The following is a 24,563-nucleotide window of genomic DNA, read 5'->3' as shown; positions in this document are numbered from 1 at the left end:
ACCCTGTAGATCAGCCCGGCAGCCGCCACCGGTTGGAACCGGCGGCGGCCGCAGGGGCTGATCGGGGGGGGGGGGGCACACCGCCGCGGTGGGCCACCTGCTCTAGGAACCGCTGCCGCGGTCCTTCCGAACGGGCAGGACCCGGCGCCTGAACTGTCTCTTGACAGCGGCATCGACGTGGTCGGCTACGTGCTCTTCGTAATGCTCCTGCACCTGGTCCGTGACGTGTGCCATCAGCTCATCACGGGCCAGTTTGCGCTGCGCCCGCATGAGCGCGGCATGTTCCTGGTGGAAAGCCTTCGCCGTGGCAGCACACATCATCAGGATGACCACGCTGAACGGTACCGCGGTGAGGATCGCTGCGGTCTGGATGGCTTCGAGGCCGTTGGCCAGCAGCAGCGCGATGGCTACAGCAGCCGCGGAGAGCGCCCAGAAGATGCGGATCCAGTTCTTCGGCTCCACCTCGCCGCCGGTGGAGAGCATCCCCATCACCAGGGCGCCGGAGTCGGCGGAGGTAATGAAGAAGATCCCGATCAGGAGAATGGCGCCGATGGTGAGCGCGGTCCCTCCCGGCAGGCCGTCCAGCATGCCGAAGAGCGCACCCTCGGTGTCCACCGTTCCATCCGGGGCAATGAGGCCGCCGCCCCCGAAGAGTTCCCGGTAGATGGCGGTCCCGCCCAGGACGGTGAACCAGAGGAAACCGACGATGCTGGGGACCAGAAGGACACCGGCGACGAACTGGCGGACGGTGCGGCCCTTGGAAATGCGGGCGATGAAGATGCCGACGAACGGTGCCCAGGAAATCCACCAGCCCCAGTAGAAGGTGGTCCAGGCTGCCTGCCAGGCCTCACCTTCGGCACCGGAGAAGGCCAGGGTATTGAACGTCAGCCCCACGACGTTCTGCAGGTAGTTGCCGATGGACTGCACGAACTCCCGCAGCAGGAACAGAGTGGGGCCGGTGAAGAGCACGAAGAGCAGGAGCGCACCGGCGAGGATCAGGTTGGCGTTGGAGAGCCACTTCATACCTTTCCCCACACCGGAGACCAGGGAGACAATGGTGAGGGTGATGATGCAGAGGATGAGGCCTATCTGCGTCATCTTGGTGGCCTGCAGGATGTTGGCCTCTTCGAGCCCGGCCGAGATCTGCAGGACGCCCAGGCCCAGGGAAGTAGCAACACCAAAAAGCGTTCCCACCAGTGCGACGATGTCCACCACGTTGCCCCAGCCGCCGGCCACACGCCGGGTACCCAGCAGTGGTTCCAAGGTCCAGCGGATGGAAATGGGCCGGCCTTTGCGGTGTACGGCGTAGGCGATGGAGACGCCCACAACAACGTAGATAGCCCAGGCATGCAGCCCCCAGTGGAGGTAGGTCTGCGTCAAGGCGCGCTGGGCGAGCTGGATTGGGGTGCCCGCAACGCCTGGCGGCGGGGACGCGTAATGGCTCAGGGGCTCAGCCACACCGAAGAAGACCAGCCCGATGCCCATTCCTGCGGCAAACAGCAGCGCAAACCAGGACATGACGGAGAACTCGGGTTCGTCGTCGTCCTTACCGAGTTTGATGTCGCCGTAGCGGCTCAGTCCGATCCACAGGGCGAAAGCGACGAAAACGGCGACGGCCGCGACGTAGTACCAGCCGAACCACCGGATGACGTTGGTTTGGATGGAAGTGAACATCTCCGTCGCCGTGGCGGGAAACACAATCGCAAAGAACGCGAAAGCCACAATAATGGCGGCCGCAGGCCAGAATACCCATCTGTCGACGCGCTTGACGGGCCGCGTCGGGGGTGCGGGAGGCTCCCGGTCCACCTCGGCGTTGTCCGCCGTTTCCGGTGGGTCGTTCTCCGGGTCTTCGCTGGTACTGGCGCCTGGTGTGGCGGACATTCCCAATTTCTCCTCCTGCGCTGTGAAGCGCTCAGACTGCTCCGATGAATGCTTCGTTGCGGGTGTTCTGCAGCATGTAAGTCTACTGATCAACCCGGTGCAAAGATCAGCCGCAGCGAAAACTAACCAGGATTGATGCCCGATTGAGATGCCGGGCACCGGTTGCCATCCCGGCAGGAGTGTCTTAGAGGAGCCCGTTCCCGCCCGGGATTCAGCCCTTCTGGTAGTGCCCGGGCCACTGGTCGGCGGGTATCCGGGTGATCGTCCGGACCTCGCCGATGGTTCCCCATTCATTCAGGCCCAGCCGGGAGAGCGGGCGGAGCTTCTCGATCCGCGGGTGCGCATCGGCGTCGAGCACCTCGTTGCGGACAGCCGCATGGATGATCTCGCCGTAGACCACAAAACAGTCGCCCACCGGGTGGATCTCATGCAGCCGGCATTCCAGCGCCACGGGGGAACCGGCTACGCGGGGCGGGCGGACCGCGGCACTCGGTTCCCGGGCGATGCCGGCCGCGTCGAACTCGCTCACTCCGGCGGAGAAGCCGGTGCCGGTGGCGTTCACCGCTTCGAAGAGTTCCTCCGGCGCCAGGCTGATGACGAACTCCTCGGTCTGGCGGATGTTACGCAGCGAGTCCTTTTCACCCACCGAGGTGAAGGACACCATCGGCGGGTTCACCGAGGCCACGGTGAAGAAGGAATGCGGGGCCAGATTGTCCACACCATCGGCGGAGACGGTGGAAACCCAGGCGATGGGCCGCGGCACCACCACGGAAGTCAGCAGGCGGTAGAAGGCACGCCCACCCATGGCAGCCGGTTCGAAATCCGTTCTCATTCCCCGAGCTTAGCTGTGAGCAGGGTTATGGCCGTGTGAGCATAATGGGCTATGAGCATCATCAAGATCAACGCAATCACTGTCCCTGCCGACTCCGGAGACGAGTTGGCACACCGCTTCGCTGCCCGCGCCGGCGCCGTCGACAACCAGGAGGGGTTCGAAGGCTTCGAGCTGCTCCAGCCGACCGACGAGCGCAGCACCTGGCTGGTTATTACCCGGTGGCGGGATGAGAAGTCCTTCCAGGACTGGGTTGCCTCCAAGAACTTCGGACATGGCCACGGCCAGGGCGAAGGTGCGGATGAGGCGCGCCAGAAGCCGGTTGGCGTCAGCGCTGAGCTGTGGAGTTACCGGACCGCCGGCGGAAGCACCCCCGAAGCCTAGGCCGCGCAGCGGGACGCCGGACCCGGCCGGTTCCCAAAGCCGGCCGGGGCTGGGATGGTGGAACAGGGGGCACACGGCGGACCGACTTTGAAACCAGGTGCATCATGGAACTGATCCCGGGCAACTCCCTCATCACGGAATCACCGGAAGCCGGCCGCAGGCTGGCCATGGATATGGCCCTGCACAGCATCTACGCGATCCAGCCGGACGATGAAGTGCTCAAGACCGGACGGCAGGTTTACGCCACGGATCCCGACGAGCTGATCGCGTCCTCTCAGGTGGTGGCGCTCGAATTCGCGACCATCGCCGCAGCTAACCACTACTGGCGCTGAGCCGGCCCCGAAGTGCCTGCCGGCGCGATGTTGTGGTTCCGCCGGAACAGGTTCCCGGGGTCCACGGCCTGCTTCAGGGCAGCCAGCCGGGCCAGTTTCTCCCCGGAGTAGACGCTCGGAGCCGCCTGCACAGGATCTTCAGCGCCCATGAAGTTCACGTACTGTCCACCGCTGGCGTGCGGCTCCATGTCGGCGGCGAGTCCGCGCACGAACGCTGTGTGATGCTCGTCGTCCGCCTGATCGTTCCAGAACCCGTAGACGTTCAGCCAGTAGCCGGCGCCGCGGACCGGGAACGACGTCGCGTCCTCCGGTACCCGGGCGAAGGCGCCGCCCATGTGGTGGATGTCGAAGCCGGTGCCCCGCCACGCCTGTTCCCGCCCCCGCCGGGTAAGGACCTCGATGACGTCTGCATCCAGTGCGTCGAAGGACGTGTTCTTCCAGTAGGCGCGTGACCCGTCTGGAAACAGGGGGTCCACCGAGGACTGCCAATCGGTCCACAGCACCGGATCCACCATTTCGGCATCCGGGGGAGCGAGCTTGCGCAGGCGGCGGACGGCGTCGTCCGCGGCTTGATGGTCTTCGCCCGCCCAGGCGAAGCCCACCGCCAGGATGGGATCGTCGCCCATGTCCCAATCCGGGGGCGGCACCAGGAAGGAGGCGATGCTGGTGAGCTCATCTGGCAGGTCCCCGGTCCAGGCGTCGAAGGCCCGCAGCGCGTCCGGGAAGCGGTCGGCGTGGTAAACCAGGTTTCCGCTGTACACGGTGTCCGGCACGGGCCAGGCCTGGAAGGTAAAGGACGTCACGACGCCGAAGTTTCCGCCGCCCCCGCGCAGGCCCCAGAACAGCTCGGGTTCCTCCTCCGCAGACGCATGCACCATTGTGCCGTCCGCCAGCACCACGTCCGCTCCGAGCAGGTTGTCCACGCTGAGCCCGTGGGAACGGGTCATCCAGCCGACGCCGCCGCCTAGGGTCAGGCCGGCCACCCCCGTCTTTGACACAACGCCGAGCGGGACGGCCATGCCGAACGGCACGGTGGCGGTGTCAACGTCCGCCAGGGTGGCGCCGCCGCCTACCGTGACCGTCCGGGCAATCGGATCGACTTCCACCGTGCGCAGCCCGCCGACGTCGAGCACTATTCCGCCGTCGACCGTGCCGTTGCCGGCCACGTTGTGGCCGCCGCCGCGGACCGCCAGCGGCAGGCCGGTGGCCTGCGCGAAGGCGAGCACCGGGGCGACGTCGTCCGGGCTGGCCGCCCGCACTACCGCGGCGGGCAGCACATCGATCATGCCGTTCCAGACGCGGCGGGAAGCCTCATAGGCTTCGTCCCCGGGCAGGGTCACCGTTCCGGAAACAGCAGCCACCAGCGCCGGATACAGGCTTGCCTCCGGCTGAGGCCAGGGCACCGCAGACGAAGCGGAATCGGAGAGGGTTGGGTTTTCGGACATGATCCACCGCCTTGGAAGCACCTGCTGTTCCGCCCGGGCCGGGAGGAACGGGGGACTGGGAAACGGACACTGAAACCAGTCTTTGCCTGTCCCGGAGCAGATTCAACGCCCTGCGGAGAAGTCCCCCCCGGACCGGCGGCAACCTCACGGATTACTGTGCATGATTGCTTTATTCCGGTGTCCGATTGTTTTTGGCCTTCCCCGGCCGAAGACTGGGGAAGGGTTCGACGTCGTCGCGCTAACGGATCCCGCCGCTGCCGACGGCGCCGGTGCCGGCAAGGAGCGAACGTGGAATTACCGTCGGTTCACAGCGATCAGGTGAATCTGTGGGCCCAGGCCTTCCGGGCCGACCGTCCGCAGTTTGAGGCTGCCGAGGAGGCGATTCAGGCGGCCGTCGTGGCCCGGCTGGGGGATGACGGACTGAACTACCACCATATTCAGCACAGGGTGAAGGGCGCGGGCTCGCTCAGCGAGAAGCTGTCCCGGATGCTGCCCGACGGCACGCCGAAGTATCCCAGGGGTATGCGGGACATCGACGACGTCATCGGCCTGCGGATCATCGTCTTCCTGGATTCGGATATCAGCAGCGCCATTGGCGCCCTCAGCGGGGCATTCGACCAGCTGGGCCACGTGGATAAGGCAGGTGAGCAGCGTTCCCGCGGCGAATTCGGCTACTCCGGCCAGCATCTGGTGCTTGCCGTCCCGGACCGAAATCCACCGCCCGGCTGCGAAGCCTTCTGCGGCCAGCGGTTCGAGGTGCAGCTGCGCACCATCCTGCAGCACGCGTGGGCTGAGTTTGAGCACGATATCCGTTACAAGGGCGGCGGCGAGGTACCTCCGGAGGTCAACCGGGCCTTCACGTTGGCCTCGGGCCTGATCGAACTTGCCGACCGCGAGTTCGAAACCATCAACGAACTGGTCACGGCGCAGAAGGCCCGGGACGAGCGGGAGGCCCTACACGCCGTCGCCGCACCCTCGCTGATACTCACCGCCGATGCGGTCCGCGGCATCCTGGAACATGTTCTGCCGCAGAATCCGCGCAGCCGAGCGGACCAGTACGAGTGGCTGGTGGAAGTGCTCCGCGCCAACGGCGTGGTTTCCGTGCCGCAGGCCCACGCCCTGTTCAAGACCGCTGATTGGGCCATTGTGTCCCGGCGGATCGAGTACCGCTTCCGTCCCGGCCACGTCCGTGCCGCGGACGACGTCCTGCTGCACCGGTTCGGGATGGACTATGTGGAACGTACGCAGCTGATGGACGACGACGGCACGCGCCGGGCGAAGCTGGAGTACCGGCTGGGGCGGCTGGGCGGGTAGTCCCCGGACCCGCCCGGGCGGCGGGGCGGACGCCGGCGGGCAGGACACCCTCGGGCAGCCAGAGCCGGTCCGGCGCCGGGGTTAGGCTGGAAGCAGTCCAATCTGAAGGAGAAACCGTGGCATCCCTGCTGACCCCGCTCATCACTTCCGCCGGCCTGATCGGCGGCTACAAGACCGCCCGTGACACCGGCAACCGGCAGCTTGGCGGCGCTGTCCTGGCCGCTGCGGGTGCGGCAGCGTTTGCGCTGTGGAAGCGCGACGCCGGCACCGGAACCGCCGTCGCACTGACCACCACCTACGTCGCCGCTTTCGGTCTCTCCCATCCGCTGGCCAAGAAGCTGGGTGCCTGGCCCGCGGTGTACACGGTGACGGCGGTAACGGCTGTTGCTTCGCTGGCTTTCGGGCGGCGGAAGTAGCGAAAGGGCGCACGGAAGCAGCCCCTCCGAGGGGCGATCTCCGCTGGGTGTGCAGCTCTGGTGGGTTCTCCTCCGGGGGAGGTCGCCAGAGCTGCGCACCCAGGCGGGAGCTTTCAATCAGGATTACCAAGGGAGCAGTAATGGCTGAACGCTTCTCCGTAGGCGACCACGTTTCGTGGAACTCGGAGGCGGGCCGGGTCTCGGGCCGGATCGTGAAGGTGCACACGGCTGACTTCGATTACAAAGGCCATACCCACCGGGCGTCCCGGGAGGATCCGCAGTACGAGATCCAGAGCGACACGACAGACCATATTGCCGCTCACAAGGGCAGTGCACTCCGCCTCCTGGAGGAGTGAGCGCCGTGGGAACACTGCCGGTCTTCACCATCGGCCATTCCAACCGGCCGCTGGATGAGTTCTTGGAGCTTCTGCGGGAGAGCGATATCGAGCAGGTTGTCGACGTCCGCAAGCTTCCGGGCTCCACCAAGTACCCGCAGTTCAACAACGACGCTCTCGAAGCGTCCCTGGCGGAGAACGGCATCACACTGATCCGACTGGAAGGTCTCACCGGGCGCCGGCCGGTCAGTAAGGACGTGCCATTCGAGGTGAACGCCTGGTGGGAGAACCGGAGCTTCCACAACTACGCGGATCACGCACTCTCCGTGGCATTCCATGAGGCGCTGGCTGCCGTCCAAGAAGCAGCATCCCGGACAGCGCTCATGTGCTCCGAGGCTGTCTGGTGGCGGTGCCATCGGCGGATCATAGCGGACCACCTCCTGGCCCGCGGCGGGGAGGTCCTCCACATACTCGGCAGGCACCAGGTCAAGCCGGCGGAACTGAGCCAGGGAGCGGTTGTCGGCGCCGGGCATGAGGTCACGTATCCGGGAGTCCGCTGAGCCAAAGGGTGTTCAATGAGAGGTCCCGCGGCGCTAGGCCGGCACCGGCACCGGGGCCGTTGGCACCGGCGCCGTTGGCCCCGGCGCCGTTGGCACCGCTGCTCAAGCCGATCGAGCCAAACGGCTGAGGGCCTGCGCCGCGGCGGCTACCGCCAGCCGGCGTCGGGGGCCACCAGCTTCACGATGTTCTCCAGCAGCGCGGCATTGTAATCCACGCCAAGCTGGTTGGGCACGGTCACGAGGACGGTGTCTGCTTCCCGGACCGCAGCGTCGGCTGCCAGTTCCTTCGCGATCACGTCCGGCTCGCCGACGTAGCTGCGCCCGAACCGGGCCAGGCCGCCGTCGAGCCGGCCTACCTGGTCGTGGCCCTCGGCCTGTGCACGCAGCCCGAAGTAGCGGCGGTCGGCCTCGGAGACCAGCGGAATGATGCTGCGGCTCACCGAAACCCGCGGCGTGCCGGGATGGCCGGCGTCGGCCCAGGCCTGGCGGTAAACCTGGATCTGCTCGGCCTGCAGCTCATCAAACGGAACGCCGGTGTCCTCAGTCAGCAGGGTGGAGCTCATCAGGTTCATGCCCTGCTCTCCGGTCCATTTCGCCGTCGCCCGCGTTCCGGAGCCCCACCAGATCCGCTGGCTGAGGCCGGGGGACTGCGGTTCAATCGCGAGGAGACCGCGGGAGCCGGTCATCTCCGGGTTAGCCGGGGCGATGCCGTGCCCGGCGATCGCGGCCCGGAAGACGGCGGTGTGGCGGCGGGCCAGATCGGCGTCGGACTCTCCTTCCGTCGGGAGGTAGCCAAAGGACTCGGCGCCGCGCAGGGCCGGCTCGGGGGATCCCCGGCTGATGCCGAGCTGCAGCCGGCCGCCGCTGATCAGGTCCGCACCGGCTGCTTCCTCTGCCATGTAGAGCGGATTTTCGTACCGCATATCGATCACTCCGGTGCCCAGCTCGATCCGGCTGGTGCGTGCTGCCATCGCTGCCAGCAGCGGGAACGGAGAGGCCTGCTGCGGCGCGAAGTGGTGCACCCGGACGAAGGCGCCGTCGGCTCCGAGTTCCTCGGCGGCGACCGCCAGGTCAATCGTCTGCAGGAGTGCGTCCCGGGCTGTCGGCGTCAGCGAACCCGGAACATCGCGGTAATGGCCGAAGGAAAGGAAGCCAATTTTCTTCATATCTGCCACAGCGCCCGGGACAGGGCGGATATTCCGGCCCGGCTCCGGATACCGGAACCCCTGTTGCGGGCACAGTCCCGGGTCTAGACTCCCGGACCATGGCAAACGAACTTGTAGTGCTGGAAACCGAGGGCTGGCATGCGCTCTCCATCGGGCCGGAGGAGGCCACCGCGTTCTACTCCCGGGTGCTCGCGCGGGAGCCCGTAATCATGCTGACCAACGGCCTGCGGATCACCGACCGTAACCAGATCATCGCCTCAATGGACGGTCCTCCGTGGACCAGTTTCGAGATTATCGAACCGTTGGAAACGTATCTGGGGCCCGACGTCGGTTTCCTCACCTACAAGGTGCGGGCCGACCGCGACGGAACTCCGTATACCGCGCTGCTGAGCAGCGTCTACGTTATGGAAGACGGCGAGTGGAAGCTCGCCCTGCACCAGCACACGCCGTACTGAAAGGGAGCTAAGAGTGCTGGCATTGAAACCCGGGCAGGAGGTGGACGGCGGCTCCTGGCCGCCGTCCACCTCACATCGTGTCAGAGGTAGCTGTGGACGCTCTTTCGAAGCGCTTCGGCATGGTTGTAGATCTCGTCCAGCGAGTTGATCGGCATCCGGGTTTCAACCTTCTCCTCGTCGAAGATACCCACGTACTTCTGGCTTCGATTGAAGTGAAGCCGGGCTATAGGCTTCCGGTTATTGTCATCAAGTAGGACTGCGAAGTATGTCTTGGCATCTCGCTGAGTAACACGAGAGGGACTTACTTCGCTACAGACAATCGCGCGCACTATTTGGAACCCTTCGAGCTCCTCAAGCGTCGTCTCGATTCCGTCGTTGTCCGCGAGGTCCTTTTCAACCTCGGGTTCGCTCGTCAGCGCTGCGGCAGACTGTTCTGCATTAGCAGTCTGCAGTGTCTCGGTCCCCAAAGCCGTCTTCAGCCGGCCATTTACTTGATCGTTTAGGAACTGCTTTGCTGCTTTGTTGACCAAGGGAGTGAACTGCTCCCGAACTTTTTGCGTAACCGCTCCCTCATATACGCGCGACGTGAAGTACTTGACCCAATCGTCATCCGGTTCCTTGAACTGCGCGGCGATGATGCGCTTAATCTGCCCGATGTACTTCAACTCGCCAGCTGCGTTGATGACCGAGTCAAGATCGAAGACGTCCTTGGAGAGTTTCTGCAATTCCGGGATTAGGGTCTCATCGATGTCGGTGAGATCCAGTACGAGGAAAGGCTTCGCGTCCATCCGGTTGGGGGCATCGAGATCAGTGAAGAACTGGTAGTGCTCACCGTTGGTCAGGATAGCGATTCGCGCGTTGGTTACCGCGAAGTAGCGGTAGAGCTGGGAAGCATGCTCTATCTTGACTGGTTCTTTCGATTTCTTGCATTCGATCAGGATCTGAACTTCGCCGTTGTGCACAATGGCGTAGTCAACTTTTTCGCCCTTTTTTACGCCAACGTCGGCAGTGAACTCGGGTACAACCTCTAGGGGATTGAAGACGTCATAGCCAAGAATCGTGGAGATGAACGGCATGATGAAAGCGTTCTTCGTCGCCTCTTCAGTCTCAATTGACTCCCGTTGTTGCCGCACCTTTGCGGCTAGCGCGAGCAAGCGTTCTGCGAAATCCATGTTTCCCCCATTTTCTACAAGCTTTTTGGAAGTCTATCTCTGCAGTCTGACATTCACATTTTCGTAGAGCTCGCCCTGCACCAGCACACGCCGTACTGAGAATCGGGGCGTTGACCTTTCTAATGGAGCGCTGAGGGCTGGGTATGAAGGTCATCATCGACGGGACCGAAAGAGACCCGCGAAAAGGAAACGGTGAGTCCCGCCCGCTCCGGTGCCGCCAGATAGAGGCCGGCTTTGGTGGAGTCGGTGATTTCCAGGTGCGCTACCCGGATGGTCCGCCAGGGTTCCTTCTCACCGCGTGCCCTGAGGACGACCGAGTTCCCAGTCCAGCTGGCACGGATGGTGACGTCAGTGTGAGCCCATTCCGGCACGGCGCTTTGGGACCAGTCCGAGTATTCCCGCGTCACCACAGCGCCTACGTGAGGTTCATCATCGGTGAATTCGACGCCGGCCTTTATCCAATGGGACTCATCGGTCCGGATCATGAGACCAGCTTGGTCATAGGGGCCGTCAAAGGAGGATTTGAACGTAACCTCCAGGGCGCCGTCCCCAGCGACAGGAACCAGGAGGGCATGGCCTGAATCCCGCTGGAAACCGTAGTACGTCTTTTCCCAGTAGTCACTGCCCTGGGCTGCTTCAACAAGGAGGCTACCGCCGTCGAGTTCGCTCCTGACGGGCGGATGCGTCCAGGTGGCCTGGTTCAAGAATTCCTGCATAGTCCTGCCTATCATCTCCACGTAGTCGTTCCTGGTAATGACCCACACCGGGCCCTACTGCGGGTGGTCCTTCCGGTGCTGCCCCAGGAACTCCATGGAATGCCTGGAGGAGTGCACCAGCGTGCGGTATTTGCCGCCCACCGGGGACCCGGGATCACCCAGCGGCAGATAGGCGGCCTGCAGCGCCGTCGACACCTGGCGGGCAGCGTCCTTGAGCAGCCGCACAGTCGGCAGCGCAGGTGCAGCGTCATTGGGGACCACCACGCTGATGGCGGCAACAACCGTTTCCTTCAATCCGTAGACCGGGACGGCGATTCCCCGCGCATCAGGATGGATAAAACCGTTGCCCACAGCGTGGCCCTGTTCGCGGATCTGGGCCAGCAGCCGCCGGAGGTGCGCCGGGCTCTGGACCGTGTCCTCGGTGTATTTCACCAACCCGGACGCCAGCACCTCAGCCTGGAAACTGCCCGGGGCATGCGCCAGCAGCACCAGCCCGCTGGAGGAGGCATGCAGGGGCAGGCGGCCACCGATGAGCGTCACATTAACGACGGCGTTCCGGGTGGACAGCCGCTCCAGGAACAGCACTTCATGGCCCTGCAGGATGCCCAGCTGGGCGTGCTGCCGCACGGCGAAATGGATTTCCTGCAGATAGGGCATGGCGATTTCCCGGATACCCAGGGCGCCGGGGGTCCGGCAGGCGATTTCCCACAGCCGCACACCGATCCGGTAGGTCTTGTCACGTTCCCGTTCCAGCAGGCCAAACTGCTCGAGCTCGGTGACCACCCGGTGCGTCGTTGCCAATGACAGTCCACTTCGCTGCGAGAGCTGGGACACGGTAAGGAATGCGGAGTCCACGTCAAAGGTGCCCAGGATCTGCATTATCCGGCTGAGGGCAGATCTCCCCGCCGATGCATTGGCCATGTTTTCCTTTCAACGGAAAGTAGCTGGAGCCTGAATTGTGACACAACTCATACTCGGGTGACGGGATTGGTTATCCAAAAATCCGCTTCCCGGCAGAGCTTTGTATCCGGCGCAATGAGGCGCCCTTTGGAAGGAAAACCATGATTCGACGCGGAACCGTCCGGCGTTATTTCACCATCGCGGCACTTTCTGCCGCCGCACTGGGGCTGGCCGCCTGCGGGTCGCCCGGGGAAGCCGCGGCGGAGGAAGCCGTGCAGATCGGCTACTTCCCCCTGGTGCATACTGCGACCGCGGTCAATGCCGAGGAGAACGGCCTGTTCGCTGCGGAAGGGCTGGAAGTGGAACTGGTCCAGACCCAGGGCGGGGCCGCCGCGATCCCCGCTTTGATCTCCGGTAACGTCGACCTGACCTATGCCAACTACACCTCGGCGCTGCTGGCCGTCCAGCAGGGCCTGCCGGTGCGCTTCATCTCCGGGAACGACGTCGGAGCCGCAGACCACGGGATCTACGTTGCCAAGGACTCCGGCATCACCAGGGTCGAGGACCTGGCCGGCAAGACCTTCGCAGTGAACAATCTCCAGAACATCGGCACCGTCGCCATTTACTCACTGCTCGAGGACGCCGGGTTGGACACCGCGGCCGTGGACCTCATCGAAATGCCCTACCCGGATATGCAGGCCGCCCTGGAGCGCGGGGCCGTAGACGCCATCTGGCAGGTAGAGCCGTTCCAGGCCAGCGCGGCAGCAGCCGGGTTCGTCAAGATTTCCAATCTGTTCACGGGCCCGGTCGAAGGAATGCCGGTGGCCGGCTGGATCACCACGGAGAAATTCCTGCAGGAAAATCCGGAGGCGGTGGAAGGGTTCCGGAAAGCCATTGCGGCATCAGCGGAGGAGCTGCAGGACAACCGGGCACGGCTGGCCGAGCTGGTTCCCACCTTCACCAAGGTTTCCGCGGAAGTCGTGGAACAAATCGAAATGCCCCGGTTCCAGGGCCAGCTTGACGGTGATCAGCTGCAGAAAACGGCAGACCTGATGCACAAATACAAGATTATCGACGCCGCACTGGACGTCCGCCCGCTGCTCGCGGACTAGGAGGAGAACCATGACTGCCACCACAGAATTCAGCCACCAGGACATCCCGGTCCTTGACCTGGACCCGTTCGCTGATGACTTTCTATCGGACCCGTACAACGCCCATGCCCAGCTGCGCGAAGCCGGACCGGTGGCCTGGCTGGACCGCTATCAGGTCTGGGCGGTGGCCCGCCACGACGAGGTCGCCCAGGTGTTCGCGGACCACGAAACCTTCATCTCCTCGGCCGGCGTCGGAATCTCGGATTTCCGCAAGGACAAACCCTGGCGGGCCCCGAGCCTGCTGCTGGAGGCAGATCCCCCCGAGCACACCCGGGCGCGGCACGTTGTGACCAGCATCCTCAACCCCAAATTCCTGCGTGAGCTCAAAGCCGGCTTCCAGGAACGGGCCGATCACCTGGCGGACCAGGTGGCGGCGCGCGGCGTCATCGACGGCGTCAAGGACCTGGCCGAAGCGTACCCGCTGGAGGTTTTCCCGGACTTCATCGGCCTGCCCAAGGACGGGCGCGAGAACCTCCTGCCCTACGGATCCATGGTCTTTAACACGTTCGGGCCCCGGAACGGGCATTTCGAAAAGGCCATGGAAAAAGGTTCGAAGGCCGCAGGCTGGGTCATGGAACAGTGCCAGCCAGGGGCGCTCAGCGGCGACGGTCTGGGCAACCGGATCCACGCCGCCGCCGCGGAAGCGGGCTACGAAGCCGAGGACTCTGCCCGGCTGCTGCGCTCCTTCCTGTCTGCCGGCGTAGACACCACCGTGCACGGGATCGGCAACGCTCTGCTGTGCCTGGCCCGGAACCCGGAGCAGTACCGGCTGCTGCACCAGGACCCGACGCTGGCCCGCGCCGCTTTCGAAGAGACGATCCGGTACGAATCACCGGTCCAGACCTTCTTCCGGACGACGTCACGCGACACGGAACTGTCCGGCACCAGGATTCCGGAAGGATCCAAAATCCTGATGTTCCTTGCTGCTGCCAATCGGGACCCCCGCCGGTGGGAGAACCCGGAAGTTTTCGATATCACGCGCAAAAACGGAGGCCATGTCGGCTTCGGGTTCGGTGTCCACGCCTGCCTGGGCCAGATGCTGGCCCGGCTGGAGGGGGAGTGCATCCTCTCAGCGCTGGCCCGCCGGGTGCAGAAAATCGAGCTCATCGGCGAGCCGGTGCAACAGCTCAACAACACGCTGCGTGGGCTGGATGCCCTGCCGCTGCGCTTCACCCCGTCCGCCTGAATTACTGTCCGACTGAACTACCGGAGCTGAAGATGCCCAAAGTAACCTACGTCCAGCCTGATGGCACCGAAATGATTGTCGACGCCGAAACGGGGGCCAGCGTGATGCGCACGGCAGTCTCCTCCGGTGTTCCCGGGATCGTGGCCGAATGCGGCGGCAGCGCCATGTGCGCCACCTGCCACGTCTACGTGGATCCGCGCGACAGGGCGGCGCTGCCGGAGATGCTCGCTGTGGAGGATGAGATGCTGGACTGCGCGGCCGCCGAACGCGAAGCCGGGAGCCGGCTCTCCTGCCAGCTCCCGGTGTCCGCGGACATCAGGGTCCGCATCCCGGAAACGCAGGTCTAGGTGATGGGAACGGCCGGCGCTGACGGCGCCACGCTGATCATCGGAAACTGCCAGGCCGGAGTGCAGCTGGCCAGCACTCTGCGGGAGCTCGGCGATACCGCTCCCATCACGCTGGTCGGTGAAGAAACCCATCTGCCGTACCAGCGGCCGGCGCTGTCCAAAGCCTTCCTCAAAGGGGAAGCAACCGCCGCTTCACTGACTTTCCGCACCCCGGAGTGGTTTGTCCAGCAGGGGATTGAGCTGGTCACCGGGGAACAGATCACAGATATCTCCCGGGACAACGACGGCGGCACTGCCGCCGGTGCGGGCGGGCGGGTGTTCCGCTTCGCGCGGCTGGCACTGACCACAGGGGCGGCTCCGCGGAAGCTTGACCTTCCCGGGACGGAGCTGCAGGGGGTGTGCTATCTGCGCGGCGCCGACCAGGCAGCATCCCTTCACCGCTTCCTCGGCAGGGCCCGCAGCGTCGCGGTGATCGGCGGGGGATTCATTGGCCTGGAGGTGGCCACCGCCGCCCGGGCGGCCGGCAAGCAGGTCACCATCATCGAGGCAGCGCCCCGGCTGGTGGGCCGCGCCGTGGCCGAAATGACCAGCGACTTCTACCTTCGTGCGCACCGCCGCCGCGGCACAACAGTCCTCCTGAACGCGGGCATCGTCCGCATCACCGGCGAAAACGGCCACGTCACCGGGGTGGAACTTGCCGACGGCACCACCGTCCCTGCCGACGTCGTCGTTATTGGGGTCGGCGTGCTGCCGCGCACCGAACTGGCCGAACGCCTGGGCCTTCAGGTTAGCAACGGAGTTGTGGTGGATTCGCGTGCGGTGGCCTCGGACGGCGTCACAGTGGCAGCCGGAGACTGCGCGAACATGCCGAATCCGTCCACTGCGGACTACGGCAACGGGACCCTGCGGCTGGAAAGTGTTCAGAACGCCGTCGAACAGGCGAAAACCGCTGCCCGGTCCCTGCTGGGGATGGAAGCGGAGTACCGCACGGTGCCGTGGTTCTGGTCGGATCAGGGGGACCTGAAATTGCAGATCGCCGGGCTCTCAGCCGGACACGACAGCACCGTGCTGCGGGGCGATCCGGAGAGCGGGAAGTTCTCCGTCCTTTACTACCGCGGGGGGCGGATCCTCGCCGCTGACTGCATCAACACCCCACGGGATTTCATGGCGGTGCGGAACGCCTTAACCCACGGGCTGGAGATCGCACCGGACGACGCCGCGGACCTGGCCCGGACGCTCAAGGAATCCGCGGTGCCGCGGGTTCCCGCCTGACGCGCCGGGCCGAAGGCCTAAACCCGCAGGGCAGCCCGCTCCGCCACCAGGGCTTCAAGATCTGCCACAGTCCGGCCGGCGAGGGTTTCCCAGCGGGTGATCCCGGGCTGGCCGGGCACGTCGACGGCGTTCGGCACGGCAACCGTCACGGCGCCGGAGGCCTTCGCTGATGCAACGCCGGGCAGCGAATCCTCCACAGCCACTGCGCGGTCCAGGTCCACGGCTGTACCCAGTTCTTCGCCCATGAGCTTGGCCGCGAGCAGGTACGGCTCCGGATCCGGCTTCCCCAGCGTCACCATCTCCCCGGTGACCAGGAAGCGGAAGGTTCCCTCCGGAAGCTGATCCGCGATTACCTGTGCCAGGGTGCTTTCGCTCATGGTCACCATCGCGTTCGGCACGCCCGCTGCGTTGAGTTCCGCGAGCAGCTCCCGTGCTCCCGGACGCCAGGGGATTTCCTGCTGCACGCTGCGGACCACGCTGGCCAGCATCGTGTCGAGGATTTCCCGCACGCCGAGATCGGCACCGGCAGCCTGCAGCTTCCTGGCCGAGTCCGGCAGCGCATTGCCCACCAGTTCCATCGCCTGCTCATCGCTCCAGCTGACTCCAAACCGGGCCATCAGCTCCTTCTCGGCAGCGAACCAGTACGGTTCGGTGTCCACGAGTGTGCCGTCCATGTCCCAGAAAACTGCCTGCAGTGCGGGAGCGGGTGTCAAAGGTCCTCCTGGTCGAGCCGCCGCAGGGGATCTGCGGTCCTCTTTGATCGTGGCAGCGGGTCACTCTTCCGTCAAAATTCGAGACGCGCGCCCCAACGGAATTCGTTCCTGCTTAACCGGGCGTTCAGCCGGCGGTCATCCCGCGGCGCTGCGGCCAAGGTGAAGGGAAGACTCAGAGCGGTGGGGGAGAGACTCAGCGGTGGGCCGTCTCAGAGCGGTGGGGAGAGACTCAGCGGTGGGCCGTCTCAGAGCGGTGGGAAGAGCAGCGTCCCGGCCAGCGCGACGCCGAGGATCAGCACGGTGGCGCCCAGTCCCAGCAGGACCGGCCGGCCGCCGACCCGGATCAGTCCCTTCAGGTCCAGGCCAAGGCCCAGCGCGAACATGGCAGCTGCCAGCAGGATCGTCTGCAGGACCTGCCCGGCAGCCAGGACCGGGTCCGGAAGGAAGCCGGAGCTCCGCAGCAGCACCGCCGCCAGGAAACCGACGATGAAGAACGGCACAATAGGCGGCCGCTTGCCGCCCGAGACCGCACCGGTTTTCCGCATGTACAGCGAGATGCCGGCGATTATCGGAGCCAGGGTGAGCACTCGGGCGAGTTTCACCGTCACTGCCACCGCCAGGGCCCCGCCGCCGACGGCGCTTCCAGCAGCCACCACCTGGGCCACTTCGTGCGTTGAAGCGCCGATCCACATGCCGGTCGACTCCGCGTCCAGTCCCAGCAGGCTGCCCAGGAAGGGGACTGCCGGGATCATCAGGGTGCCGAACAGGACCACCAGCCCAATCGCCGTCGCGGTTTCCTCCTCCTTGGCGTCGGTCGCGTTTTCCGCTGCGGCGACGGCGGCGGCACCGCAGATGGAGACACCGGACGCGATGAGCAGCCGCTGGGTCAGGCTGATTCCCATCAGGCGGCCGGCCCACAGCGTCACGCCGAAGGTGATGCCGACGGAGGCGGCGACGACGAGCAGTACGCCGGGGCCCAATCCGAGGATTGAGGAAAGGGAGAGCTGGAGTCCGAGCAGGATGATGCCGGCACGAAGCAGCTTCTTGGAGGAGAAGGTGATTCCCGGCGAGAGCGTGCGTGGAACCCGGATGAGGTTCCGCCACAGCGCTCCCACCAGAATGGCGATCAGGAGCGGGCTGATTCCGGGGATCAGCTGCGAGATCAGCCAGGCCGCGGCGGCTCCGGCCAGCGTCACGGAGAGTCCGGGCAGATAGGAAATCCACTGGCTCTGCCGCTTGGCGTTGGATGCTGACGTACTGCTTTGCAGGCTGGCGTCCCGCTCGGGCGGTGGTGCTTGGTGTTGCTTAGTGTCCATGTCTATAAACGTCTCAGCTTTAGCCGGCGGCCAGTAGGCCCATTCTCGGCCGCGCAGTCATATGATTCTGATATGCCTACGCCGCGACCACCCGTTGAAAACTGGCTGCAGCTCCCGGCCCTGCGGCTGCTCGTGGGAATCGGGGAACAGGGGAGTCTCAGCGCTGCGGCCCGGGCCGCCGGCATGGCCCAGTCCAACGCAACCCGGTCCCTCAAGACCCTGGAACGCCGGCTTGGCTACCCCTTGGTGACCCGGTCGACGCGGGGCTCGACGCTGACCCGGGAAGGTGCCCTGACGGCGGAGTGGGCCCGCGACGTGCTCGACGGCGTGGAACGGCTTGCCGCGGGAGCTGCGGCCCTGGCGGATGAGGGTCAGGTAAAACTTGCTGTCGGCGCCAGCATGACCATCGCCGAGCACCTGCTGCCCGGATGGATCGGTGAATTCCGTGCCCGGATGCCCTCCGTCGAGACAAAGCTGCGGGTGATGAATTCGGCCCAGGTGCTGGATGCGGTTGCCGCCGAGGAGGTTTCCCTGGGATTTGTGGAGACTCCCGAAATTCCGGCCCAGCTGCAATCGGTAACTGTCTGGACGGACCGCATGACGGTGGTGTGCGGCAGCGGGCATCCCTGGGCCTCGCGGGCCCGGCCGCTGGGCCTCGACGAGCTGGCCGGAACCGCCCTGCTCGAACGGGAGGAGGGATCCGGAACCCGCGCCTTCCTCGACCAGCTCATCGGTCCCCAGCGGGCTGAACCGTTGATGGAGTTCAACAGCAACGCGGCGATCTGCCAGGGCGTGGTCACTGGCCTCGGCCCCGCGGTCCTCAGCGCGCTCGCCGTCGAGGGCGCACTCCGCAGTAACCGGCTGGTGGAGGTTCCGGTGGACGGGCAGCCGCTGGAACGGGAATTCAAGGCCGTGTGGAGTCCGGCAAACAGTTCCTCGCAAGCCCTGCGCGGGTTTCTGGAGACCGCTCTGGGTGGGAGGCGGGTCCAGGCTGTGGAAGCGTCAGGTGCCAGGCGCGCACGAAAGCAGAAAGCCACGCAGGCCGCTGATGGCTGAGGGCTGGGGTGGCTCGCCGTTCATTGCCGGCGGCATGCGCTTCTGCGCGCTACAACTGGGGGGGTGGGCCTGAGGGGCAGTGACTGAGGGGGAGTGCCCTCACTGGCCAGGACTGATTGGCATCGGTGCTCGCGTGCCGGTTTGTTGGGCGTTCCCCTCCGGTTTGGGAAACCCCGGACGGATTGTGGCACTGTTTCCCTCCGGTTTGGGAAAGCCCTCCGGTTTGTCGCGCATTTCCCTCCAGTTTGGGAAAGCCCCGACGGTTTGTGACGCCGTTTCCCTCCGGTTTGGGATTTTCCGGCCGCTTTGGGATTTGCCTCCGGCGCGCCACTGCTGATTTAACCCAAAAGGGTCGATCTGCCCCAAAAAGGAGGGATTTCGCCCGAATGGACGCTGAGCCTGCGGGATTTCCCTGCCCTCGTTACGGATGGGGCAGGTGTGGTCCCAGGAATGCACTTTCGTCACGAAGTGTGGGAATCTGCGCGGTACACCGGAGGCGCCTCCACGAGCCGGGGTTCATAGGCATCGGGGTGCGGAAGTCGGCACGGCGTACTGACGACGGCCTACCGAGCAGACGCGTGTGCCCGCATAAACTCCAGCACCGGACCCGCCAGCGACGCCCCGATGTCCGACTGGGAACGCTTCTGACCGCGCACCTCGAACATGTGGTTGGCGCCCTCGATCCGCTCCACCACGGCATTCGGCCCGATCCGCTCAGCGATCGGCTCCAGCTCGCCGGGCAGTGCGAACGGGTCCCGGGTGCCCTGCAGGAACAGCATCGGCAGGGTCAGCCCGTACAGATGCTCATCCCGCAGGTTCTCCGGCTTGCCCGGCGGGTGCAGCGGGTACCCCAGGTAGACCAGTCCGGCCGCGGCCATTCCCTCGGCGACAGCCATGGACGCCATCCGCCCGCCGAAGGACTTGCCCGCTGCCCAGACCGGCACCCCGCCGGCGTTGTCCTCCGCGGCGAACATCACCGCACGCCAGGCGGCAACCGCCGCAGGGGCACGGTCGGGAAACTTCTTTCCGGCTTCCCGGTAGGGGAAGTTGAAGCGCCAGGTGGCCACGCCGCCGTCGTTCATTGCGCCGGTGAACCCGGTAAGGAAGGGATGCTCCATCCCCGCCCCGGCACCGTGGGCGACCACCATGGACGCCCACGCGTCGCCGGGCCGCGCGAACGCGGCGGTGATCGACCCGTCCCCGACGTTGACGGCAAGTTCCTCCTGCTGCACTGGCATGGGGTCCAATCTACGCCGGGGAACCGGCCGCGGTCACAGGGGGAGGGCCCCCTCCTCCTTCACCGTCTTCATCACGATGGTGCTGGTCAGCTTTTCGACGCCGGGAAGCCCCACCAGCACCTCGTCGTAGAACTGCTGGTAGGCCGCCAGATCCGCGGCGATGACCTTGAGCAGGAAATCCGGTTCGCCGAACAGCCGGTCGGCTTTGACGATCTGCTCGATCCGCCCCACCTCGTCCTCGAAGGTGAGCATCTGCTGCCGGTCACGCAGGGTGACGAACACCAGGGCCTGGAAGGTGAGCCCGACGGCGGCAGGATCCACCACGGCCCGGTACCCGGTGAGCACGCCGCTGCGCTCCAGCTCCTTGATCCGGCGGTGGCACGGCGCCACGGTGAGGCCTACCTCGCTGGCCAGTGCAGTGGCAGTCATCCGCCCGTCGATTTGCAGCAGACGCAAAATTTCCCGGTCAATATCATCAATCACGCAAGAATCATACTGCTAAACACCTCTGACAGGCATAAACCGGTAAGCACTTATCGCCGTCGGATCCCTAGGCTTAAGGGATGGATTTTCAGCTGCTCGCGGGCTTCGCGGCCGTTTCTATCACCCTGGCCATGACCCCCGGCGCTGACTGGGCGTACAGCATCTCCGCCGGCCTGCGCGGCAACCGGATTGCCCCGGCGATCGCGGGGCTGTCCGCCGGTTACCTCTTCCACACGGCGCTGATCGTCGCCGGGCTGGCCGCACTGATTGCCGCCACTCCGCAGCTGCTGGCCGGGATCACGCTCCTCGGTGCGGCGTACCTGCTGTGGCTGGGGATCTCCACCATGCGGACCTGGCGCTCGGCCGGGTTCACGGCGGAAACAACGACGACGGCGGCAGTGGCGCCGGGTGGGCTAGAGGCAGGTGTGCCCGGGTCCTCCACAGCGGGGGCCGCCGCCGTCGCCACCCTGGTTCCGGTCCGATCCACAGCACGGCAGGACTTCCTGAAAGGACTCGGCACCAGCGCCACGAATCCCAAGGCCCTGCTGCTGTACCTGGCCCTGATTCCGCAGTTTGTCGATGCCGCACTGGCGGTCCCGGTGCAGACCCTGGTCCTTGGCTTGTCCCACTTCGCGGTGTCGGCGGTGCTTTACACCGGCGTGGCACTGGCTGCCCGGCGGCTGCTGCGTTCCCGGCCCGCCGGAGCCCGCGCCGTCACCCTGGCCAGCGGCATCATCATGGTCTGCCTGTCCCTGGTGCTGCTGGCAGAACAGGGCGCCTCCCTGCTCGGCTAAGGCCCCGTCCGGGCCCCGGGCCCCGGAGCGGCTCGGCTGCCCCGGTCGCCCGGCGCCCCGGGGCGGCTCGGCCCCCTCGGCCGCCCCCGGTTACCTACCCGTTCACCTTCTCGAACGCCGGAGCTCGCCGCTTGTCGAAGATGGTGGCGCCGACTTCCTGCTCCGCCTGGTTGTTGATGGACAGGTCGATTCCCGGCCGGTCCCGCAGCACCAGCACGGCGGCGATGGACACAACCGTCATGCCCAGCAGGTACAGGGACACGGACGCACTGGTGCCGGTGGAATTGATCAGGGCCTGCGCAATGGTCGGTGCAAACGCCCCGCCCAGGATTGCTCCGAGCGCGTAGGAAATCGAGACCCCGGAGAACCGGACGGACGTCGGGAAGATCTCGCTGTACCAGGCGGCCTGCGGTCCATAGCTCATGCCCAGCCCGATGGCGAAGAGCCCCAGTGCCAGGTAGAGCATCGGCAGCGACCCGGTGTCGATCAGCCAGAACAGCGGGAAGACCATCAGCGCCTGGACGCCGAAACCGATCAGGTAGGTCCGTTTCCGGCCGATGGTGTCAGCAACGAATCCGGAGAGCAGCGTGAAAATAAACCACATCGCGGCGGCGAAGGTGATGGCCAGCAGGACATCGGTGCGGTCCAGGCCCACCTTCTCGCCGGTGGCGTAGCTGGGGATGAACCCGCCGGTCGCCATGTAGCCGGCGGCGTTGTTGCCGGCGAAGACCAGGGCAGCCAGGATCACCAGGAGCCAGTGCTTGCGGAACAGTTCGGCGACCGGCACCTTGGTCTGCTGCTTCTTTTCGGCGATCTCCGTGAAGATCGGGGATTCTTCCACCGCCCGGCGCACCAGGTAGCCCACCGCGATCAGCACAATGCTGAGCAGGAACGGCACCCGCCAGCCCCACTCGATAAATGCCTCGCCCGGGGAAATCCAACCGGTCATCACAGCGGTCACACCGGAGGCGAGCAGCATGCCCAGGGGAACGCCCAGCTGGGGGAAGGAGCCGGCCCGTCCGCGGCGGCTGGGCGGAGCGTGCTCCACCGCCATCAGGACGGCGCCGCCCCACTCGCCGCCGGCGGAAATGCCCTGCAGGATCCGCAGCAGCAGCAGCACCACCGGTGCCAGCAGGCCCGCCGTTTCGTAGGTGGGCAGGACGCCGATCAAGGTTGTGGAGATGCCCATCAGGATGAGTGTCAGGACCAGCATGGGGCGCCGGCCGATCTTGTCGCCGAAGTGCCCGGCGAGGAAAGCACCCAGCGGCCGGAACAGGAAGCTGATGCCCACCGAAGCGAAGGCGAGGAGCAGGCCGATCGACTCACCGGCCGGTGCGAAGAACACCTGGGCGAAAACCAGGCCGGCGGCCGTGGCGTAGATGAAGAAGTCGTACCACTCGATGGTTGTGCCGACGATCGTGGCGAAGGCAACGCGGCGCTGCGTCCTCCGGGAACCGGCGTCGGACCGTGGTGTGCTCATGGGGTCTCCAGGATGGTGAAGTGGTGCTCGGATTGGAAAGGGAAGCAGAACGTCTAGACGAAGCTGGGCGCGGCCTGCCGGGCGTAGGCCTTGAGGCTGAAGCCGGGTGCTGCCGCTTCCTCGGGGGAGGGACCGCGGCCGGCGGCCAGGAGCTTGCGGGCGCCCAGATGATCCCCGGGCGAATTGACGGATTCGACGGCGGCGAGCCGCCCGTCCCGGAAGCACAGGATGGAGAATTTGCCGGTCGCCGGGTCTCCGTTGAGGACGGTGCTGTCCCCGGGGGCGGACAGGCCGGCGATCTGCAGCCGCAGGCTTCCCTGCGTGCTCCAGAACCAGGGCAGCTCGGTGTAGGCCGAGGGCGGGCCGAGGATGGTTTGCGCGGCGTGCCGTCCCTGGTCGGTGGCGTTCTGCACGGACTCCAGCCGGCTCAGGCCACCGGCATGGATGGAGGGAAAGCTGGCGCAGTCTCCCACGGCGAGGATGGACGGGTCGGAGGTCCGCAGCGCCTCATCCACCACGATTCCGTTGCCGGTTTCCAGCCCCGCAGCCGCTGCCAGCGAGTCATTGGGTACGACGCCGATGCCCACCACCACGAGGTCCGCCGGGTAGCGCGCGCCGGTGGTCGAGACGGCTGCACCCACCCGGCCGCCGTCGCCGGCCTCAAAGTGGCTGATGCCTTCGCCCAGCTGCAGCCGAACCCCGAGTTCCGCGTGTGCGGCGGCAAACCAGTCGCTCATCGCGGGGCTCAGTGCCCGTCCCATCGGGCGCGGTGCGAATTCCAGCACGGTGACGCTGCAGCCGCGGGCCCGGGCGGCGGCCGCAAACTCCAGGCCAATGAATCCTGCCCCGACCACCACAACGTCGCGGGCGCCTGACAGGGCAGTGTGCAGCGTTTCGGCGTCGCCCAGGGTTTTGAGTCCGTGGACACCGGGCAGGTCCGCACCGGCGCAGGTGAGGGCACGGTTCGCGGCCCCGGTGGCGAAGACCAGGTGCGCGTAGGGCAGGGTGCTGCCGTCCTGCAGGGTGACTTCCTTTGCGGCGCGGTCCACCGCAACGGCTGCGGTGCCGGCACGCAGCTGGATGTCCTTGCCGGTGAAGAAGGACGCCGCGCGCAGCGGCAGCGGGGCGGGATCCGCGCCGGGTGCCAGGTAGTCCTTGGACAGCGGTGGACGCTGGTAGGGCAGGCCTGCCTCGTCCGCCACAATCGTGACGGCGCCGGTGTAACCGCCGCCGCGCAGGCTGTCCGCTACCTGCAGTCCGGCCTGCCCTCCGCCAATAATGACGACGGACACGCGCTACACCTGATCCGTTGGCACGTCGACAATGATTCCGTCGAGTTCGGCACAGGCCTGGACCTGGCAGCCGAGACGTGAGCGGTCCGTACGCTCGGCAGTGGTGCAGTCCAGCATTTCCTCCTCGTCGTCGCTGACCGCGGGAAGCGCCGCTGCGAACTCCGGGCGGACATAGACATGGCAGGTGGCGCACATGGCCTGGCCGCCGCACTCACCGACAATGCCGTCAACTCCGTTGGTCACGGCAGCGCGCATCAGGGAGGTGCCGGGCTCAACCGTCACAACGGCAGGGGTGCCGGAGGGCTGGATAAAGGTAATGGTGTTCATGGT

At 65.8% G+C, this 24,563-nt stretch carries 27 protein-coding genes; 13 read left to right on the top strand and 14 right to left on the bottom strand.

The genetic code is table 11. The features are described from left to right. Positions 1 to 102 precede the first annotated feature (102 nt). Positions 103 to 1,881: a BCCT family transporter gene (locus tag ArtHe_RS13245; protein ID WP_248317382.1), complete on the bottom strand. Its 1,779-nt coding sequence runs from the start codon at positions 1,879 to 1,881 to the stop codon at positions 103 to 105. A gap of 211 nt (positions 1,882 to 2,092) precedes the next feature. Further along, a complete protein-coding gene (locus ArtHe_RS13240) occupies positions 2,093 to 2,713 on the bottom strand; it encodes a flavin reductase family protein (RefSeq protein WP_066303589.1) in 621 nt (206 codons plus the stop codon). A 51-nt stretch (positions 2,714 to 2,764) separates the two neighbouring features. Between ArtHe_RS13240 and ArtHe_RS13235 the strand changes: the two genes are divergently transcribed. Together ArtHe_RS13235 and ArtHe_RS13230 are read left to right on the top strand one after the other, a co-directional pair. Next, on the top strand, positions 2,765 to 3,094 hold the full coding sequence (locus ArtHe_RS13235) for an antibiotic biosynthesis monooxygenase (protein WP_066303587.1): 330 nt from the start codon (positions 2,765 to 2,767) through the stop codon (positions 3,092 to 3,094). A gap of 104 nt (positions 3,095 to 3,198) precedes the next feature. Next, positions 3,199 to 3,426 (top strand): hexameric tyrosine-coordinated heme protein, encoded by a 228-nt coding sequence (locus ArtHe_RS13230; protein WP_066303580.1) that lies wholly within the window; start codon positions 3,199 to 3,201, stop codon positions 3,424 to 3,426. Here the strand turns inward: ArtHe_RS13230 and ArtHe_RS13225 are convergent. After that, complete coding sequence (locus ArtHe_RS13225) at positions 3,414 to 4,871, bottom strand: FAD-binding oxidoreductase (RefSeq protein WP_248317381.1); 1,458 nt, start codon at positions 4,869 to 4,871, stop codon at positions 3,414 to 3,416. The genes ArtHe_RS13230 and ArtHe_RS13225 overlap by 13 nt on opposite strands. Before the next feature lie 288 nt (positions 4,872 to 5,159). On the opposite strand from ArtHe_RS13225, the gene ArtHe_RS13220 reads away from it, so the two are divergent. From ArtHe_RS13220 to ArtHe_RS13205, 4 genes are all read left to right on the top strand, one after another. After that, entirely contained in the window at positions 5,160 to 6,185 is a 1,026-nt protein-coding gene (locus ArtHe_RS13220) for a hypothetical protein (RefSeq protein ID WP_248317380.1), read from the top strand. A gap of 116 nt (positions 6,186 to 6,301) precedes the next feature. Beyond that, positions 6,302 to 6,601 carry a hypothetical protein gene (locus ArtHe_RS13215; RefSeq protein WP_248317379.1) on the top strand — a complete coding sequence of 100 codons (300 nt, stop codon included), beginning with the start codon at positions 6,302 to 6,304 and terminating at the stop codon, positions 6,599 to 6,601. Between the two features lie 140 nt (positions 6,602 to 6,741). Beyond that, entirely contained in the window at positions 6,742 to 6,957 is a 216-nt protein-coding gene (locus tag ArtHe_RS13210; protein WP_248317378.1) for a DUF2945 domain-containing protein, read from the top strand. Next, positions 6,954 to 7,496 carry a DUF488 domain-containing protein gene (locus tag ArtHe_RS13205; protein WP_248317377.1) on the top strand — a complete coding sequence of 181 codons (543 nt, stop codon included), beginning with the start codon at positions 6,954 to 6,956 and terminating at the stop codon, positions 7,494 to 7,496. The genes ArtHe_RS13210 and ArtHe_RS13205 overlap by 4 nt, the downstream gene beginning before the upstream one ends. 146 nt (positions 7,497 to 7,642) lie before the next feature. Here the strand turns inward: ArtHe_RS13205 and ArtHe_RS13200 are convergent, their stop codons facing one another. Further along, positions 7,643 to 8,662 (bottom strand): LLM class flavin-dependent oxidoreductase, encoded by a 1,020-nt coding sequence (locus ArtHe_RS13200; RefSeq protein WP_248317376.1) that lies wholly within the window; start codon positions 8,660 to 8,662, stop codon positions 7,643 to 7,645. A 98-nt stretch (positions 8,663 to 8,760) separates the two neighbouring features. On the opposite strand from ArtHe_RS13200, the gene ArtHe_RS13195 reads away from it, so the two are divergent. Continuing rightward, on the top strand, positions 8,761 to 9,117 hold the full coding sequence (locus ArtHe_RS13195) for a nuclear transport factor 2 family protein (RefSeq protein ID WP_248317375.1): 357 nt from the start codon (positions 8,761 to 8,763) through the stop codon (positions 9,115 to 9,117). A gap of 80 nt (positions 9,118 to 9,197) precedes the next feature. Here ArtHe_RS13195 and ArtHe_RS13190 read toward each other — a convergent pair whose 3' ends face one another. The 3 genes from ArtHe_RS13190 to ArtHe_RS13180 form a co-directional block, all read right to left on the bottom strand. Beyond that, complete coding sequence (locus tag ArtHe_RS13190; RefSeq protein WP_248317374.1) at positions 9,198 to 10,289, bottom strand: type I restriction endonuclease; 1,092 nt, start codon at positions 10,287 to 10,289, stop codon at positions 9,198 to 9,200. Between the two features lie 119 nt (positions 10,290 to 10,408). Then, a complete protein-coding gene (locus tag ArtHe_RS13185; RefSeq protein ID WP_248317373.1) occupies positions 10,409 to 11,005 on the bottom strand; it encodes a DUF1349 domain-containing protein in 597 nt (198 codons plus the stop codon). Between the two features lie 54 nt (positions 11,006 to 11,059). After that, positions 11,060 to 11,926 (bottom strand): IclR family transcriptional regulator, encoded by an 867-nt coding sequence (locus ArtHe_RS13180; protein WP_248317372.1) that lies wholly within the window; start codon positions 11,924 to 11,926, stop codon positions 11,060 to 11,062. Between the two features lie 140 nt (positions 11,927 to 12,066). On the opposite strand from ArtHe_RS13180, the gene ArtHe_RS13175 reads away from it, so the two are divergent. The 4 genes from ArtHe_RS13175 to ArtHe_RS13160 are packed head-to-tail and all read left to right on the top strand — an operon-like array spanning position 12,067 to position 15,861. Beyond that, positions 12,067 to 13,017 carry an ABC transporter substrate-binding protein gene (locus ArtHe_RS13175; protein ID WP_248317371.1) on the top strand — a complete coding sequence of 317 codons (951 nt, stop codon included), beginning with the start codon at positions 12,067 to 12,069 and terminating at the stop codon, positions 13,015 to 13,017. 10 nt (positions 13,018 to 13,027) lie between these two features. Continuing rightward, positions 13,028 to 14,242 (top strand): cytochrome P450, encoded by a 1,215-nt coding sequence (locus ArtHe_RS13170; protein WP_248317370.1) that lies wholly within the window; start codon positions 13,028 to 13,030, stop codon positions 14,240 to 14,242. 32 nt (positions 14,243 to 14,274) lie between these two features. Then, on the top strand, positions 14,275 to 14,589 hold the full coding sequence (locus ArtHe_RS13165) for a 2Fe-2S iron-sulfur cluster-binding protein (protein ID WP_248317369.1): 315 nt from the start codon (positions 14,275 to 14,277) through the stop codon (positions 14,587 to 14,589). 3 nt (positions 14,590 to 14,592) lie between these two features. Next, complete coding sequence (locus ArtHe_RS13160; RefSeq protein ID WP_248317368.1) at positions 14,593 to 15,861, top strand: FAD-dependent oxidoreductase; 1,269 nt, start codon at positions 14,593 to 14,595, stop codon at positions 15,859 to 15,861. A 17-nt stretch (positions 15,862 to 15,878) separates the two neighbouring features. Here the strand turns inward: ArtHe_RS13160 and ArtHe_RS13155 are convergent, their stop codons facing one another. After that, positions 15,879 to 16,574 carry an HAD family phosphatase gene (locus tag ArtHe_RS13155; RefSeq protein WP_248317367.1) on the bottom strand — a complete coding sequence of 232 codons (696 nt, stop codon included), beginning with the start codon at positions 16,572 to 16,574 and terminating at the stop codon, positions 15,879 to 15,881. Positions 16,575 to 16,819: 245 nt separating this feature from the next. After that, positions 16,820 to 17,890 (bottom strand): putative sulfate exporter family transporter, encoded by a 1,071-nt coding sequence (locus tag ArtHe_RS13150; protein ID WP_248317366.1) that lies wholly within the window; start codon positions 17,888 to 17,890, stop codon positions 16,820 to 16,822. Between the two features lie 72 nt (positions 17,891 to 17,962). Here ArtHe_RS13150 and ArtHe_RS13145 point away from each other — a divergent pair, with 72 nt between their 5' ends. Further along, entirely contained in the window at positions 17,963 to 18,946 is a 984-nt protein-coding gene (locus ArtHe_RS13145; RefSeq protein ID WP_248317365.1) for a LysR substrate-binding domain-containing protein, read from the top strand. 563 nt (positions 18,947 to 19,509) lie between these two features. On the opposite strand, the gene ArtHe_RS13140 is transcribed toward ArtHe_RS13145, so the two are convergent. Together ArtHe_RS13140 and ArtHe_RS13135 are read right to left on the bottom strand one after the other, a co-directional pair. Continuing rightward, positions 19,510 to 20,184: an alpha/beta family hydrolase gene (locus ArtHe_RS13140; protein ID WP_248317364.1), complete on the bottom strand. Its 675-nt coding sequence runs from the start codon at positions 20,182 to 20,184 to the stop codon at positions 19,510 to 19,512. Positions 20,185 to 20,217: 33 nt separating this feature from the next. After that, a complete protein-coding gene (locus ArtHe_RS13135) occupies positions 20,218 to 20,667 on the bottom strand; it encodes an Lrp/AsnC family transcriptional regulator (protein WP_083521882.1) in 450 nt (149 codons plus the stop codon). A gap of 80 nt (positions 20,668 to 20,747) precedes the next feature. On the opposite strand from ArtHe_RS13135, the gene ArtHe_RS13130 reads away from it, so the two are divergent. After that, positions 20,748 to 21,461 (top strand): LysE family translocator, encoded by a 714-nt coding sequence (locus tag ArtHe_RS13130; protein WP_248317363.1) that lies wholly within the window; start codon positions 20,748 to 20,750, stop codon positions 21,459 to 21,461. Between the two features lie 94 nt (positions 21,462 to 21,555). On the opposite strand, the gene ArtHe_RS13125 is transcribed toward ArtHe_RS13130, so the two are convergent. The 3 genes from ArtHe_RS13125 to ArtHe_RS13115 are packed head-to-tail and all read right to left on the bottom strand — an operon-like array spanning position 21,556 to position 24,560. Next, positions 21,556 to 22,941 (bottom strand): MFS transporter, encoded by a 1,386-nt coding sequence (locus ArtHe_RS13125; RefSeq protein ID WP_248317362.1) that lies wholly within the window; start codon positions 22,939 to 22,941, stop codon positions 21,556 to 21,558. A gap of 53 nt (positions 22,942 to 22,994) precedes the next feature. Further along, positions 22,995 to 24,233 carry an FAD-dependent oxidoreductase gene (locus tag ArtHe_RS13120; protein ID WP_248317361.1) on the bottom strand — a complete coding sequence of 413 codons (1,239 nt, stop codon included), beginning with the start codon at positions 24,231 to 24,233 and terminating at the stop codon, positions 22,995 to 22,997. A gap of 3 nt (positions 24,234 to 24,236) precedes the next feature. After that, positions 24,237 to 24,560, bottom strand: coding sequence for a 2Fe-2S iron-sulfur cluster-binding protein (locus ArtHe_RS13115; RefSeq protein ID WP_248317360.1), 324 nt, complete (start codon positions 24,558 to 24,560; stop codon positions 24,237 to 24,239). Between the last annotated feature and the right edge of the window lie 3 nt (positions 24,561 to 24,563).

Source organism: Arthrobacter sp. Helios (assembly GCF_023167125.1).
In the GTDB taxonomy this organism is placed as follows: Bacteria; Actinomycetota; Actinomycetes; order Actinomycetales; family Micrococcaceae; genus Arthrobacter_B; species Arthrobacter_B luteolus.
Note: the sequence above shows the minus strand (reverse complement) of the source record. Positions and strands in the feature narration are given on the sequence as shown.